Annotated in this window: 20 protein-coding genes; 7 read left to right on the top strand and 13 right to left on the bottom strand. The window is 37.4% G+C overall.

The genetic code is table 11. From position 1 onward, the window contains the following. Entirely contained in the window at nucleotides 1–1,812 is a 1,812-nt protein-coding gene (locus NP781_RS00980; RefSeq protein ID WP_257521212.1) for an ABC transporter substrate-binding protein, read from the top strand. Nucleotides 1,813–1,871: 59 nt separating this feature from the next. Here NP781_RS00980 and NP781_RS00975 read toward each other — a convergent pair whose 3' ends face one another. Then, nucleotides 1,872–2,453: a phosphatidylglycerophosphatase A family protein gene (locus tag NP781_RS00975; protein ID WP_054549790.1), complete on the bottom strand. Its 582-nt coding sequence runs from the start codon at nucleotides 2,451–2,453 to the stop codon at nucleotides 1,872–1,874. A 113-nt stretch (nucleotides 2,454–2,566) separates the two neighbouring features. On the opposite strand from NP781_RS00975, the gene NP781_RS00970 reads away from it, so the two are divergent. From NP781_RS00970 to NP781_RS00960, 3 genes are all read left to right on the top strand, one after another. Next, entirely contained in the window at nucleotides 2,567–3,286 is a 720-nt protein-coding gene (locus NP781_RS00970; RefSeq protein WP_054549789.1) for an alpha/beta hydrolase, read from the top strand. A gap of 83 nt (nucleotides 3,287–3,369) precedes the next feature. After that, nucleotides 3,370–3,885: a YjcG family protein gene (locus NP781_RS00965; RefSeq protein WP_216487062.1), complete on the top strand. Its 516-nt coding sequence runs from the start codon at nucleotides 3,370–3,372 to the stop codon at nucleotides 3,883–3,885. Nucleotides 3,886–3,888: 3 nt separating this feature from the next. Next, nucleotides 3,889–4,317 (top strand): GNAT family N-acetyltransferase, encoded by a 429-nt coding sequence (locus NP781_RS00960; RefSeq protein WP_221679535.1) that lies wholly within the window; start codon nucleotides 3,889–3,891, stop codon nucleotides 4,315–4,317. A gap of 120 nt (nucleotides 4,318–4,437) precedes the next feature. Here the strand turns inward: NP781_RS00960 and NP781_RS00955 are convergent, their stop codons facing one another. From NP781_RS00955 to NP781_RS00930, 6 genes are all read right to left on the bottom strand, one after another. Then, on the bottom strand, nucleotides 4,438–4,686 hold the full coding sequence (locus tag NP781_RS00955) for a stage VI sporulation protein F (RefSeq protein ID WP_004230969.1): 249 nt from the start codon (nucleotides 4,684–4,686) through the stop codon (nucleotides 4,438–4,440). 130 nt (nucleotides 4,687–4,816) lie between these two features. Beyond that, the gene (locus tag NP781_RS00950; protein ID WP_004230967.1) at nucleotides 4,817–4,990 is read right to left on the bottom strand and encodes a YjcZ family sporulation protein; all 174 of its coding nucleotides are present in this window, start codon (nucleotides 4,988–4,990) and stop codon (nucleotides 4,817–4,819) included. Nucleotides 4,991–5,055: 65 nt separating this feature from the next. After that, nucleotides 5,056–5,415 (bottom strand): stage V sporulation protein AE, encoded by a 360-nt coding sequence (gene spoVAE, locus NP781_RS00945; RefSeq protein WP_370635293.1) that lies wholly within the window; start codon nucleotides 5,413–5,415, stop codon nucleotides 5,056–5,058. A gap of 16 nt (nucleotides 5,416–5,431) precedes the next feature. Then, on the bottom strand, nucleotides 5,432–6,427 hold the full coding sequence (locus NP781_RS00940; RefSeq protein ID WP_257521211.1) for a stage V sporulation protein AD: 996 nt from the start codon (nucleotides 6,425–6,427) through the stop codon (nucleotides 5,432–5,434). Continuing rightward, nucleotides 6,421–6,876, bottom strand: coding sequence for a stage V sporulation protein AC (gene spoVAC, locus NP781_RS00935; protein ID WP_016994343.1), 456 nt, complete (start codon nucleotides 6,874–6,876; stop codon nucleotides 6,421–6,423). The genes NP781_RS00940 and spoVAC overlap by 7 nt, the downstream gene beginning before the upstream one ends. Beyond that, nucleotides 6,877–7,281, bottom strand: coding sequence for a YhcN/YlaJ family sporulation lipoprotein (locus NP781_RS00930; protein WP_257521210.1), 405 nt, complete (start codon nucleotides 7,279–7,281; stop codon nucleotides 6,877–6,879). It abuts the gene before it with no gap. A gap of 133 nt (nucleotides 7,282–7,414) precedes the next feature. Between NP781_RS00930 and NP781_RS00925 the strand changes: the two genes are divergently transcribed. Further along, the gene (locus tag NP781_RS00925; RefSeq protein WP_004230953.1) at nucleotides 7,415–7,939 is read left to right on the top strand and encodes a CotY/CotZ family spore coat protein; all 525 of its coding nucleotides are present in this window, start codon (nucleotides 7,415–7,417) and stop codon (nucleotides 7,937–7,939) included. A 64-nt stretch (nucleotides 7,940–8,003) separates the two neighbouring features. Here NP781_RS00925 and NP781_RS00920 read toward each other — a convergent pair whose 3' ends face one another. The 6 genes from NP781_RS00920 to NP781_RS00895 form a co-directional block, all read right to left on the bottom strand. Further along, a complete protein-coding gene (locus NP781_RS00920; protein ID WP_257521209.1) occupies nucleotides 8,004–8,405 on the bottom strand; it encodes a hypothetical protein in 402 nt (133 codons plus the stop codon). 53 nt (nucleotides 8,406–8,458) lie between these two features. Then, nucleotides 8,459–9,835, bottom strand: a complete 1,377-nt coding sequence (gene mgtE, locus NP781_RS00915) for a magnesium transporter (protein WP_004227432.1) — start codon at nucleotides 9,833–9,835, stop codon at nucleotides 8,459–8,461. Between the two features lie 310 nt (nucleotides 9,836–10,145). Further along, nucleotides 10,146–11,081, bottom strand: a complete 936-nt coding sequence (locus NP781_RS00910; RefSeq protein WP_257521208.1) for an RluA family pseudouridine synthase — start codon at nucleotides 11,079–11,081, stop codon at nucleotides 10,146–10,148. Beyond that, nucleotides 11,056–11,850: an NAD kinase gene (locus tag NP781_RS00905; RefSeq protein WP_004227435.1), complete on the bottom strand. Its 795-nt coding sequence runs from the start codon at nucleotides 11,848–11,850 to the stop codon at nucleotides 11,056–11,058. The genes NP781_RS00910 and NP781_RS00905 overlap by 26 nt, the downstream gene beginning before the upstream one ends. Continuing rightward, the gene (locus NP781_RS00900; RefSeq protein WP_004227437.1) at nucleotides 11,847–12,518 is read right to left on the bottom strand and encodes a GTP diphosphokinase; all 672 of its coding nucleotides are present in this window, start codon (nucleotides 12,516–12,518) and stop codon (nucleotides 11,847–11,849) included. Before NP781_RS00900 ends, NP781_RS00905 begins: the two co-directional genes overlap by 4 nt. 56 nt (nucleotides 12,519–12,574) lie before the next feature. After that, nucleotides 12,575–12,958 carry a UPF0738 family protein gene (locus NP781_RS00895; protein WP_004227440.1) on the bottom strand — a complete coding sequence of 128 codons (384 nt, stop codon included), beginning with the start codon at nucleotides 12,956–12,958 and terminating at the stop codon, nucleotides 12,575–12,577. Nucleotides 12,959–13,084: 126 nt separating this feature from the next. On the opposite strand from NP781_RS00895, the gene NP781_RS00890 reads away from it, so the two are divergent. After that, nucleotides 13,085–13,672 carry a CYTH domain-containing protein gene (locus NP781_RS00890; RefSeq protein WP_221679525.1) on the top strand — a complete coding sequence of 196 codons (588 nt, stop codon included), beginning with the start codon at nucleotides 13,085–13,087 and terminating at the stop codon, nucleotides 13,670–13,672. A gap of 28 nt (nucleotides 13,673–13,700) precedes the next feature. After that, complete coding sequence (locus tag NP781_RS25475) at nucleotides 13,701–14,459, top strand: lytic transglycosylase domain-containing protein (RefSeq protein ID WP_221679523.1); 759 nt, start codon at nucleotides 13,701–13,703, stop codon at nucleotides 14,457–14,459. Nucleotides 14,460–14,626: the final 167 nt, after the last annotated feature.

Below are 14,626 nucleotides of genomic sequence, written 5' to 3'. Positions count from 1 at the left end.
ATGAAGAAATTACTTGTATTTTTATTCGTTGCAGTACTAGCTTTGGCTGGCTGTGTACAAACAAAAACTGACGTAGAAGGCAGTAAAGATTCAAAAGATAGTGACAAGAGCAATGGTAAGATTGCCATTGAAGTATTAGGAATGGCAGCTTCTGAAGAAGACATGAACATTGTACGTGACCAATTAGTGAAAAATGGTTTTGATGTAAAGCTAAATATTCAACCAGATTACGGTTCTTTCTCTGCTCAAAAAGAAGCAGGTAACTATGATCTTGCTCTTTCAAGCTGGACGACAGTTACAGGGAACCCCGACTATGCTGTTCGTGGTTTATTTAAAACTGGTGGTGACTACAGTGTGGTGGCAGATTCAAAACTGGATGCGTTGATTGATGAAGCGAGTACATTGACTGGTGAAGAAGCAGCAGCGAAATATAAAGATTTAGAACAATTATTAGTATTCGATCAAGCTTATATTGCGCCTTTATATATTTCCAATAAGTATCAAGGTATCTACTCTAAACTTGTAAACCCTAAAACAGTACTTTTACCAAAATCTCGTGCACAAGTTTGGGAAAAAATAGAATTTAATGATACATCTAAAAATGCAACAGAACCTTTAATTTTACACCAAACAATCAATTCTCTTACTTCACTAGACCCGATCAAAGGGAATGATGGTTCAATCAACACATTAAACACGAATATGTATGTTCGTCTTGTTAACTTAACAGACACAGATGACGTTGTGTCAGATGGTTCATTATCTTACAACCATGTAATGGCTGAAGGTAATCAAGAATATTACTTCATTTTACGCGATGATATCAATTTTGCAGCAGTGAAAGATGGTGCAGCTGTTGATACAGGTGAATTAGTGTCAGCTGAAGATGTAGTCTTCTCATTAAACCGTGCGAAAGACGCTAATTCAGTACCAGATCATCGTACTTACAGCATTCATGAAAACATTGAAACAGTCGAAATCGTTTCTGATTTAACTGAATTACAAAATAAAAAAGTAGCAGGCTCTGAGCAATCCGTTTTAGAAGCATTATCACAAAACCTACCTGCTTCTGTAGCGCAATTAGCAAAAGATAAAGGTGCTGTTAATAATGCAGCAGGTGCATACCAAGTTGTAAAAATTACAACACCTACCCCTTTCCCACAAGTATTAAACTATTTAGCACACCAATCTGGTGGTATCGTATCTGAAAAACAAGTTACAAGTATTAATACGTATGATGTGGCTAACTACAACCCTGACAAGGACATTGCCTATGGTGATCAAGCTACTGTAACGGAAGGTTCAGCTACATTCAATAACCAGCTATATGCAAGTGGTCCTTACATTTTAGTGAAGAAAAATGATTATGAAGCACAGTTTGTGAAAAATCCTGCTTATCGAGCTGGCAGCGAATATGAGCCAAAAATTGCTAAAATCAATGTCCGTTTTATCTCTGATGTTGATAGTGCCCTTTCTGCATTACGTAATGGTGAAATTCATGTTCTACAAACAGTACCAGAAACGAAACTGGATATTGTCAAATCAGATGCTAAATTAACATTAAATACGGCAGATAGTAATGCTGTGTCGTACCTACAAATGAATACATCTGGCCGTGCGGTTTCTGATTCAGCAGATTTACGTAAAGCAATTCTTTACTCTATTAACCAAGACGAATTCATTAGCTATTATCAAGGCAATAAAAAACCAGCTGTATCCACAGTCTCTCCATTAATTGATACTGGTTTAAAACTTGAAGCAGATAGCGAAAAAGTAAAAGAATTTGTAAAAGCATATAACGATAAAAAATAATACAAATTAGAGCCTTCTCAAAATTTGAGAAGGCTCATTTTTAATAGAAGAAACTCATTTTAAATTTCATTATGTGATTTTGGTTTTGGTCCTAGCTCTTCAGGTTCGATATCAGCGAATGTTTCGCCTTCTTCTTCTAGGTCACGCATACGATGTGCAATACGGGAAGCCGCTGAAGCAGCTATACTTCCAACCAAATCATCTAAGAATGTGTTGACATGATGTCCGGGTTCTGTATCCAGTTTTTTAATAATCCCTATTTTCTGCTTGTCTAAGTGACCAAAAGTAGTAACGGCAATGCTGCCATATGTAAATACAGATCCTAGTGCGATTGTTTCGTCTACACCAAATAAACCTTCATCTGATTCGATAATTTGTTGTAGTGGTGAAGATAATAACTTCTTTTCTGCTAATTCATCTAATTCAATTCCTACTAATAAAGCATGTTGTACTTCTCGCTTACGTAATACACGTTCAACAGAATGAACACAATGCTCTAGTGTTAAACCTTCATTATAGGTTTTTTGCATTTCGTAAACAATTTGCGCGATATCCTCTATCGCTACACCTCTACGAATTAACGCGGCTTGAGCTGCCTTTGCTACTTCGTCAGAGTGCACACGAATACTTTTATTATGCATAATTAACCCTCATTTCGATTTTTATTGCTAGTATAATGCTAGCCCAACCTATTATACCTTTACTTACGTAATATGGTACAATTTTGTTACAAACACAAGAAGGAGTGTCATCATTGGATAAGGGAACAGTACAGGATTTAACATTTTACAGTGAGTCATTACAGGAAGAATTACAGCTCTATATTTATGTTCCTGCAAATTATTCTCCACTATATAAATACAACATTTTAATCGCATCAGACGGTAAAGATTATTTCCAACTTGGTGGTATTACAAAGCTAGCTGATGAACTGATTGATGACTATGAAATCGAAAATTTAATTATTGCATTTGTTCCTTACAAAGACATAAAAGATCGACGTCATAAATATATCCCGAGCGGAGAGCAACATGAAGCCTATCTTCGCTTTTTAGCACATGAGCTAGTGCCATATTTAGATCAGGAGTATGCCACTTACCAAATGGGTATGAGTCGTGGAGTGATTGGTGACTCTATGGCTGCCACTGCTTCCTTAATGGCTGCTTTAAAGTATCCAAGCATCTTTGGCAAAGTCATCCTACAATCACCTTATGTAGATGCTGATGTATTAAAGGCTGTGGAAAATTTTAAAGATCCAGGATCTATTTCTATCTACCATATCGTCGGCAAAGGCGAAGATCAGGTTGTGACAATGGATAAAACCATCAAAGATTTTTTAACACCTAATCGTCAATTGCATGATCTCATGATAAATAAAGGGTTTACTACATTTTATGACGAGTTTGATGGCAATCATACATGGAAATATTGGAAACCAGACCTTCGACGTGCATTAATTGAAAATTTCAATTAATATGAAGCGATTCAAATTACGAAAACTGAAATTTCTGTTATACTTAATTAGAAAAATTGTTTATTTTCGGGAGGTAATGGACTATGAAGTACGGTATTGTGGCATTTCCATCAAAAAAATTGCAAGATTTAGCGAATACTTATCGCAAACGATACGATCCTCATTATGCAAAGATTACACCGCATATGACATTAAAGGACAGCTTCGATGCGTCTGAAGAAGAGATTCAAACCATCGTCAAGCAATTAGATGAACTTGCTGCTAAATATGCACCTTTAAACATTCATGCATCTCGCATTAGTTCGTTTTTCCCTACAACAAATGCGATTTACTTCCGCATTGAACCAACAGAACAATTAGCAGCATTCCAACACGATCTTCAAGAAAAAATCCCTTATGGGGAAATGAAGCATGTATTTGTTCCACACATTACAATCGCTCAAAAAATGTCAGATTCAGAGCATGATGACATTTTTGGTCAATTACGCATGACAGGCGTTGATGAAAAAGATACAATTGATCGCATTCATCTTTTATATCAATTAGAAGATGGTTCATGGACAACTTACGAAACATTCCGTTTGTCTGGAGCTGAGTAATTGTTGCATAACGTTAAAATTGTTGAAACAAAGCAAGAACACGATGATGCCTTTGCTATTCGCAAAAAAGTATTTGTTGAAGAGCAAGGTGTTCCGCTTCATCTAGAATGTGATGCTGAGGATGCAACTGCAACACATTTCATTATGTATGATAACGATGAGCCTGTAGGAGCAGCACGTTTACGTAGTATTGACAACAATACAGCTAAAATTGAGCGTGTTTGTATTTTACAATCCCAACGCGGGAAAAAATTAGGCGCTTTAATTATGAAGGAAATGGAGAAGCATGCCATTTCTATCAATAAAAAAACCTTAAAACTTCATGCACAAAGCTATGCAATTCCCTTTTACGAAAAGCTAGGCTTTACAGCTACCTCGCCTGAGTTTATGGATGCAGGTATTCCACACCGTGCTATGGAGAAGAATATTTAATGAAAGGGTGTTACGATATTTATAATGTCGTAACACCCCTTTTTTATGAGACGAATTCGCTTGCCACCATTTATCTACTCTATCGTAACAAGCTGCATTGCCAAGTAGATATGCCATGCGCTACTTCATCATTCTAGTGATTTTATCGAAATCTAGTGATGCTCCATCTTGAATAATAGATTGTACTAATTTATCTTCTAACTCTTGCGTAATCGATCTGTTAGATATTTTAGCAACACGTCGTACAATTTTTCTTACTTGTTTTTCACTTGTAAAATCCGCATGTTGAATGGCATTGGCTAATGCGAAGATTTCATCCATCGATACACCTGTTTTTTGCTCAATCGAATTAAAAAACGAGCGATGCATGTTTTCCCTCCTATCATTAAAACTCAAAATGACCTTGCGTCTTGCACGAAACATTTCGCAAATGGTGGAGGCCTTAACTTTATTTAGAATATCCTAAATAAAAGCTAAAGCCTTTATTATGTTCATCAAATTAGATGTAAGTAGCGCCAACAATAATTAATAGAATGAATAGTACAACAATTAGAACAAATGTAGAACCATAACCATAGTTGTTGTTGCCTCCAGAGTATCCTCCGCAGTAGCTATTGTTCCACCCACCAACGTTATTTCCGTACGGTTGTGAGCCCCAGCCTTGGTATCCCATAAAAGCACCCCTCCCTTCTACAACCTATAATATGTTTCGGTCGTAAAAATGGGAGGGGTATTCGTCTAGTCAATATTCCCTTTTGGTCTAAATATTAAGGCACCAATAAAGCCAAACACAATAGCAGCACTAATTCCTGAGCTTGTTACTTCGAACATGCCTGTTAATACGCCAACAAGTCCATGTTTTTCTGCCTCCGCCAGGGCACCATGTGTTAATGAATTCCCGAAGGATGTAATGGGCACTGTCGCCCCTGCTCCAGCAAAATTTATTAATGGCTCATATAAGCCCATACCATCCAAAATCGAACCTACAACCACTAATGTACTTAGTGTATGGCCCGGTGTTAAATTGCCAACATCCATTAATAATTGGCCTATGACGCAAATAATACCTCCAACAATAAATGCAAATACAAAAGTCATAACCATGTTTTTTGCCTCATTTCATCGTAATTTCTATCGCATGTGCTGTACATGGAATCGTCTCGCCTTGCTGATAGGATAGCGGAGATAATAACGCTCCCGTTGCTACTAGTAATACTCGCTTATAGCTCCCTGCACGCATTTGTTGAATAACATAACTAAAAAAAACAGCTGCCGAACAGCCTGCTCCACTTGCACCAGATTGGAATGCTTGATCCTGTCCATAAAATTCAGCACCTGCATCACGTAATAACGTGAGCTCTTCATTTTTCACGCCATTTTCCACAAGCATTCCTTTCAATAGCTTTAAGCCAAGCTGTCCCAAATCGCCTGTTAAAATTAAATCGTAATGATAAATTTTTTGATTTCTCTGTTGTAAATGAGATTGAATCGTCTGAAAAGCAGCAGGTGCCATTGCAGCACCCATGTGGAAAGGATCATCCATACCATAGTCAACGGACTTACCAATTGTTGCCGCTTCTATAGAAGGATACTCCTCGCGATGCTTCCCAATTAGCGCATAACCAGCAGCAGTTACTGTCCATTGAGCTGTTTGTGGTTTTTGTGCGCCATAATTGATGGGGTAACGAAACTGGCGTTCAATTGCATTATGTTGACTAGAGGCACCTGCTAATGAAAAATTAGCAGCACCTAACTCCGTTAACAGGCATGCAATAATGACTGAAGATACGGATGTGGCACAAGCCGAAAATAGTCCAATAAAAGGAATTTCTAAATCTCTAGCGGCAAAATTTGTTGGTGTCATTTGATTGACTAAATCTCCACCCATCAAATAATGGATATCACCTTTTTGCACGCCCATTTTTTTCATAGCATATTCACAGGCTTCTTCAATCATTTTACGATGACCCTGCTCATTTGTTTTCATTTGCCAACGTTCATCATCATAAACGGAGTCAAAATACTGACTAAAAACACTCCGATTCTCTAAAGGACCCGCTACCACTCCACCAGCTAAAAGAGAGGGCTTCGTTTGAAATACAATTACCATGAAACCACTCCTATCGTTACGAGGATATATTTAATGAGCGCTACAAAAAACGCAGACACTACACCAAATAATACAACCGATCCTGCTAATTTAAATAAATTTCCGCCGACTCCCAATACTAACCCTTCAGAACGATGCTCAATAGCTGCCGAAACAACAGCATTACCAAAGCCTGTTACTGGTACTGCCGATCCAGCCCCAGCAAATTGACCAATTCTTTTATAAAGGCCAAGACCCGTTAAAATCATGGAAAAAAATACCACTGTTGCAACAGTTGGATTTCCTGCTGTAGCCTCTGTAAAATTGAAGAAAATAATATAAAAAAGAGACACAGCTTGACCAATTGCACAAATAAAACCGCCAACGAAAAAGGCTTTTGCTACATTTTTTAAATAAGGGGGCTTTGGTGTAACATTTTGCTCTAACTGTTGATATTGCTCTTTTTCCATTTATGTCTCCTCCTTTGCAAGCTCTTTTAGTTCTGTAATTTTATCGCTCAATTTAGTATCTTCCATCTGATCCTTTTTTATTTTATTGGCTTCATAAAAAATTTTGTAATCAGCGGAAACAAACACATCTTTATTTGGATATTTCTCTTCAAATTTCTTTTGCAACTTTTTCTCTAACTTAGTTTTTTTCCACTTTTCCCATGGTTTAATTTGTACTGCAACAAGCATACTATCGTCATATTGGATAACCGTTGAGCGATCAACATAGTCTTCTTCTTTTATAAGGGCTTCGACTTCATTTTCGTTTTGTGGAGACCCATAGACGATAAATTTTTCCTTTTCAGCACAACCATTTAACAGCGATAAAACAACTAAGAGTGGTAACGTCATTCCTAGTAGCCTCAAGTTTTACCCTCCTTTTCTTTACAGTTTCTCCACACATAAAAAAACTATTCATTCAAAGAAATACACAAAAGCCCGAGTCCAGTTTTCAAAAGTACATATTGTAGAAGTAGTAACAAGGAAAGGGGGTGACAATATGGGTTGTGGTAAGCCAACAAATCCTATTGGACCAATCCATTCAGCAGGCTGCGTTTGTGACGTAGTTCGCGCTATTTTAGATATTCAAAATCAAGCGGTGCGAGATGAGTGTTCTCCATGTACAGCAAACTGTTTCTTAGAGCCACTAGGTGGGATTGTTAGTCCTGCACGCTCACAAGCAGATACACGTGTTTTCATGTTAATTACAAAAGATGGTACTCCTTTCAAAGCATTCTTTAACTCTCCAACAGCAGATCCTTGTATTTGTACATCCGTATTCTTCCGCGTAGAAGATATGTTTGATGAATGTTGTGCTACTTTACGTGTTTTAGAGCCATTATGTACATTTGACTCTAGTGAAAGTACAGTAGACTTACTAAGCAAAGACGGTTGTTGTATCAACATGAAGAAAATCTGTAAAGTAGATGACTGGAGCTCAACAGATAGCTGTATTACTGTGGATTTATCTTGCTTCTGCGCTGTACAATGTATCGCTGATGTTGACTTAGGGATTTGTGACTAATTCTTTCACCTTTGACACACACACATAAAAAAAAGTGTACAGCATCCTCTGCTGTACACTTTTTTTATAAAGTTGGCAATTTTCTTCCGCGCCAAAGTATTTGCTGTATATCTTCAAAATGAATGATTTCCTGTATTTTTAATTCTAATGATGTGAGCATTAAAGAATCATTCTGTACATCTGAAGCTGTCCCAGTTAATTTTCTACCATCTTTTAAACAAACTAATAATGGCTGATAGGCTCTCTGACGAAATGGTTTTTCTAAAAATTGGAGCTGTTTCAGTAAATAAGGATCTATTTGTACATCATCTACTGTCTCATTTTTTTCTTCAACTATTTGCTCATCGAACATATTGTCCTTCACATAGACAGATGTACTTTCATCCAAATCAAGTTCATGTAACACCTTAGAAATATTTAAAAAATATGATGGTGATTTTATAAACAAGCGTGGTTCTTGATCCACTTTACTCACTTCCCTTTTTTCCATACAATATGCGAAAGTAAGCAAATTGGTTCTTAGCCTATTTGGCTTAAGAAAACTGTCGCTAAGCCCAAATAAATTAAAATACTTGTAATATCATTTAAAGTAGTAATAAAGGGTCCTGATGCAACAGCAGGGTCTATTTTTAGTCGATGCATTAACAATGGAATAAATGAACCAGCTAAAGTCGCCACTAAAATAGAGCCACAAAGTGCTGCCCCTACTAACATACCTAGGACAAGTTCATGTTTCCAAAAATAAACGATCCCAATAACAATTAATCCACAAACAATGCCTGACATTAAGCCAGTACCTGCTTCACGTAATAGTAACTTAAATTTACTATGTTCTTCTACATCACCTGTTGCAATCCCTCGAATCGCCACGGCCAATGCCTGTGTTCCACTATTACCTGAAGTTCCTGAAATTAATGGAATAAAGACGGCTAGTAAGGCAACCTTATCTAAAGTATCCTCAAATTGCCCCATTAGGTTAGCTGTTAACATACCTAGAAACAGTAGAACTACTAGCCAAGGCAAACGTTTTTTAGCCGCTTGGAATGGTGTTACATCAAATTTATCCATATCCGAAATACCGGCTAATTTAGAGTAATCCTCAGAAGCCTCTTCATCAATAACATCAATAATATCGTCAACCGTGATAATGCCAAGTAATTCTCCTTTATCATCAATAACAGGTGTCGCTAAGAAATTATAATCCTTCATAATTTGCGCGACTTCTTCTTGGTCATCGCCTACATGTACCATCACGACACGCTCATTCATAATAGAACGAATAAGTGTATCCTCGTCAGCAATGATTAAGTCTCGTAACGATATAACACCCGTTAGACGATGTTCTTCATCCACTACAAAAATATAATAAACAGTTTCTGCATCTGGTGCCTCTTTACGCAATATGGCCATAGCTGAACGAACTGTTGAATTTTCTGGTATAGCGACATATTCAGTGGTCATGATAGAACCAGCAGTATATTCATCGTAGCTTAGTAGTTCATTAATATCTTCTGCCGCTTCTTCATCCATCATTTCTAAATAGCTTTCGCGCTGTGCTGTATCCAGTTCATTTAAGACATCTGCCGCATCATCTGCGTACATATGAGATAGCATTTCTGCACCGTATGATTGATCCATTTCAGCCAGATATGCTTTATACTCATCATCTTCAATATCGATTGCCTCAAAAATATCAGCCATTTCTGTCGGAGACAAGAACGAATAGATGATTTTCCTTATATCAGGTTCCACCTTTTCATAAAACGTTGCCTGATCATATGGATGAAGTTCTAAAAACTCATCACGAAATGCTTCAATATTATGTGCTTCTAGCATTTCTCGTAGATGTGCCTCATCAAATTGCACATCATCCTTTTCATTTCTTTCCTCTATCATGCTTGTCCCCTCCTTCCGAGCTTTCAATCATTTTACGGGCAATGCCTGCCGTAAATCTACCTTCTATATAATAGAGTGTAATGTACCTTTTCTGCAAACTCTTTTTTAAGTAATATTTATGAGCAATTGGGCAGATTTTTATAATATTACGCCTAAAATCATGACGATTCTATTTTACTATACCTTACCTTTGTCACTTTGTTATGAATAAGGTGTAAAAATAATCTACTTCTCTAATACGCAGCTTAACCTAAATCAAAAAATGATAAGGAGATGCTCGTTTGCGCGAACACCTCCTTTTATCAAAAATTTATGCAGAAGATTCCTTCAGTAATCTTTGCATGTCTTCATTTAGCATACTTGTAAAGTGTAATGGCACACTTGTTAAAGGATGTTCCATACTTAAAGATACACAATGTAATGCTTGTCGATCAATTTGAAGACGACTACCACCATAAAGGTCATCCCCTACAAGTGGATGTCCAAGATGCGACATATGCACGCGAATTTGATGTGTACGACCTGTATGCAGTTGAAGTCGTACATGTGTCATTGGTTCAGCACCCAGTGAAAAACGCTTCAGAACCTTTACATCCGTATGTGCATATTGCCCATCTTCCCGTACATCTCTTTCAATAATACTACCTTCTTTACGACCAATCGGAGCTATAATCGATTGAAAGTTTTGTTCGATATGTCCATGTACAATGGCTTCATATTGTCTTGAAATCTCTCTCTTACGCTGAGCAAGCCCTGTTAAATGATGAATATGAGCATGCTTAGCTATGCACAGTAAACCTGATGTATCTCGGTCTAGCCTTGTAACAATATGAGCCGTAGAGGCCAATCCTTGTTTCTGAAAATAGCCACAAACTAAATTTGCAATGCTTTTGGTTGGATGCTCTCGTGAGGGTATCGTACTTTGATGAGCTGGTTTGTTGAGCACTAAGATGGCATCGTCTTCATATACAATGGTCAAATCCCCATGCTCAATAGCAAGCCCTTCACTTTTTTCTTCGGGAGGAAACGTTACTTTCACACAATCTCCAACTTGCAGGATATGTCTCACATTACGTTCGACATCATTCACAGTCAACATGCCACCATCAAACTTAATAGCTGTTAGAGCTCGCTTAGAAATACGCCACTCTTGAAGTGCCTCTCGTAATAATTGGCCATTTTTCTTCGCCTCAAATTGTAATGTAAATCTTGTATCCACGTTATTCATTTGCAACAAATGATTCATGCACTCGCTCCCAAAATGGGAATGGTCGGAAACGGGCAAAACGTACTCTTTCATTTGCTACATTAAACGCTATGGCTTTCACATCACCTTGAGTAATTTGCAAGTGATCAACAGTCATATTAAAATTTTGTTCATTTACAGGACGCAATACACAATGATGGTGTGCTGGCAAGATTAATGGCGATCCTACTGTCCTGAAAACGCGGTTATTAATTGAGGCAATTTCAGTGACTTGGAGTGCCGCTAGTGTAGGATGTATGATGGCTCCACCTAGTGCTTTATTATAAGCCGTACTACCCGAAGGAGTGGATACACAAAGACCATCGCCACGGAAACGCTCAAATTGATTGCCATTTAACTCAACATCCATCACAAGTGTAACATCTGGCGATTTGACGGTTGCTTCGTTTAAAGCAAGATACGTATTGGATTCGGCATTATGATGCTCTACCCTTACTTCCAGCAGTGGATATTCCACAACATTAAAATCCTTTTTAGCAATGGACAAAACTAATTTTTCTAATTCAGATGGTTTCCAATCCGCATAAAATCCTAAATGCCCTGTATGGATACCAACGAAGGCTACCTGGTCTAATAAATGAGAGTATCGATGAAAGGCATGCAATAGTGTGCCATCTCCTCCAATCGAAACAACAATTTCTGGCGTCTCTTCATCATAGGTCAAGCCAAAATCCTGTAAATAGGTTTTAGCAAGTTCCATCAGCTCGTTGGATTGTGCATCTCTACGTGATTGAATCGAAAATTTCATTGTGCGTCACGCTCCTTCTCCGTTAGTAAATTAGGATTCGATGCTTCTTTATATTCGCTAAAGTAGGCCTGTGCCTCTTGAATTTCACTACGAATGGATGACATTTCCTCATCCAGCCGAAATGCGGCCTCCGCAGCACTTTGCAAGCGATTCTTAATTTCTTCAGGGAACATCCCCTTATATTTATAATTTAAAGAATGCTCTATTGAAGCCCAGAAATTCATAGCTAGTGTTCGGATTTGTATTTCCGCTAATACTACTTTTTTTCCTTGAATTGTTTCGACAGGATACTCCACTATCATATGGTAGGAGCGATAACCGCTAGGCTTATTATGTGTAATATAATCGCGTTCTTCCACTACACGCATATCTTTTCGCTGACGAATTAGCTCAGTTACCGTTGAAATATCATCAACAAATTGACACATAATCCGAAGGCCAGCAATATCGCCAAGTTCATCACCAAGTTGTTTAGAAGGCTCAAAAGCTAGTCCTTTTTCTAACGTTTTGTCATATATACTTGCTAAAGGCTTGACACGTCCTGTGACAAATTCAATTGGCGAATTGGCATTAACAATACCAAATTGCGAACGCATGCCCTTTAATTTTACTTTTAATTCGTCTACTGCTTGTTTATAAGGACTTAAAAAAATTTCCCATTGTCCCATTGTAAAAACCTCCCGACAATCGGTATCGAACACCACCGTCTGTTCGTTTTGTCTTTCTATTCAGCGAGAATAGCCTTGAAGTGTTGTTCCACTGCTTGGACAAATTCTGCCCCATAATTGTAATTTCCTTCAATATTATACACGAGCATTTCTAATTCCTCGTAGAAATTTGTCAGTTCGATCACTTCTTCACCTATTCGTAGCAGTGGATTTTTCCCTTTTTGTAAAATATGTACAAGATTCTCCCAACTACTCGGTGGAAAACGCAAGTAATGATAGTCTTCACCTGCATCAAGTAAATAAATGAATGCAAAATCATCTGAATCTGCAATGAGTTGTCCAGCAGGTTTTAACTGTAAATTTACTTCATTGTCGTTTAAACTAAAATGAAGTTGATCCTGTTCAAAATTCGATGTATCTATTGTATAAATTTTACGCACATGCGGTTCCCCTTTTCGTTGTACTCTTCCTCTTATTTTAGCACACAGGGTAAATAGTTGCAGTGTGTAAATATTAATTCGAGCGAAACAACGGATGAAAAATAAAAAATAAATAGGTGACTATAAATGACACAAGAAATTGAGATTGAATTTAAAAATCTATTAACAAAACAGCAATACGAGGAATTATTACAAGAGTTCCACATTAGCCAAAATGCTATTCATCGTCAAGCAAATCATTATTTTGACACACCTAATCAAGCTATTCGCAAACTACAAAGTGGGCTTCGTATTAGACAAATTGGTGATTATTACGAATGTACGCTCAAAGAAAAAAACACTGAGCATGCTCACCTTGAAACGACGGATGAAATAACAGCAATAGAGGCGCAACAAATGTTAGATGGCAAGGGATTTTATGCTCAAGAGGTAAGTAAAAGATTAGCTCTTCATAACATTCCTTTAGAACAATTGCATGTATTTGGTACTCTCACTACAGATCGTGTCGAAATTCCCTACAAAGAGGGACTTCTTGTTTTTGATCATTCTTTCTATTTGCAGTGCGACGATTATGAGGTAGAATATGAAGCAAAAGATGCAATAAAAGGAAATATAATTTTCGACGAATTTTTACAACAATATGGTATTGATAAGCAACCAACTGATAAAAAAATTGCTCGTTTTATGAAGGCACTAAAAGCACAAAATTTATAAAAGTAGAAAAAGGAAGGTGTCTGACTCCTTGGATATTCAATCATTCAAATCTTTACTAGAAATTCGAGCTTTGCAAACACTTGGATCTAGCGAAAGTTCACCCACAGACAATGAGTCTATTTTTTCTGACATGATTAACGAATTATTAGGAGAAACTTCGACAGCAAGTAATGCTAAATTATCAAGCTTGCTTGCTACAGGAACAGCAAATAATTCAAATTTCATCAATGAATTGGCTACTTTGGAGCAAAGTCCATTAGAATCATTACTTTACAAAGGCTCTAATGCTGTGTTTATACCTGAATCAGTCAAACAAGCTTTAGCAAACACATATGCTACTAACAAACTTGATTCCTATGTTTCAGACGATGTAATAGGCTCTACAGCATATGCCAATTCACTAGCAGGATCAAATGAGTATACTGCCATTATTGAAAAAGCGGCCGCTACTTATCAGATACCCGCGAAGCTTATCGCAGCAGTTATTAAACAAGAATCTAATTTTAATCCAACTGTAGTAAGCCATGCGGGGGCGCAAGGTTTAATGCAACTCATGCCCAAAACAGCACAATATTTGGGTGTGACTAACGCTTTTGATCCAGAGCAGAATATTATGGCTGGTGCAAAATATTTGCGTCAAATGCTCGATAAGTTTAATAATGACCCTACACTAGCATTAGCAGCTTATAATGCTGGCGCATCTCGTGTTACAAAATATGGAGGGATCCCTCCTTTCAAAGAAACACAGAATTATGTCAAAAAAGTGATGAATTACTTTACAGTGTAATCGCATCTTTCTTGTTATCTATGTCACTTCCAACAAATTTCACCCATAGTGGTGAAATTTGTGCTTTTGTAGCGAACAGCAATTCGAAAGAGCTCTTTGTTTGTGTTAACGAAAAGACGTTGATAGAATGAAGGTAGTCACAAGAATTTCACAATTTGATGAGGATG

The organism is Lysinibacillus sp. FN11, from assembly GCF_024628845.1.
In the GTDB taxonomy this organism is placed as follows: Bacteria; Bacillota; Bacilli; order Bacillales_A; family Planococcaceae; genus Lysinibacillus; species Lysinibacillus capsici.
This window is presented reverse-complemented; position numbering and strand designations above follow the sequence as displayed.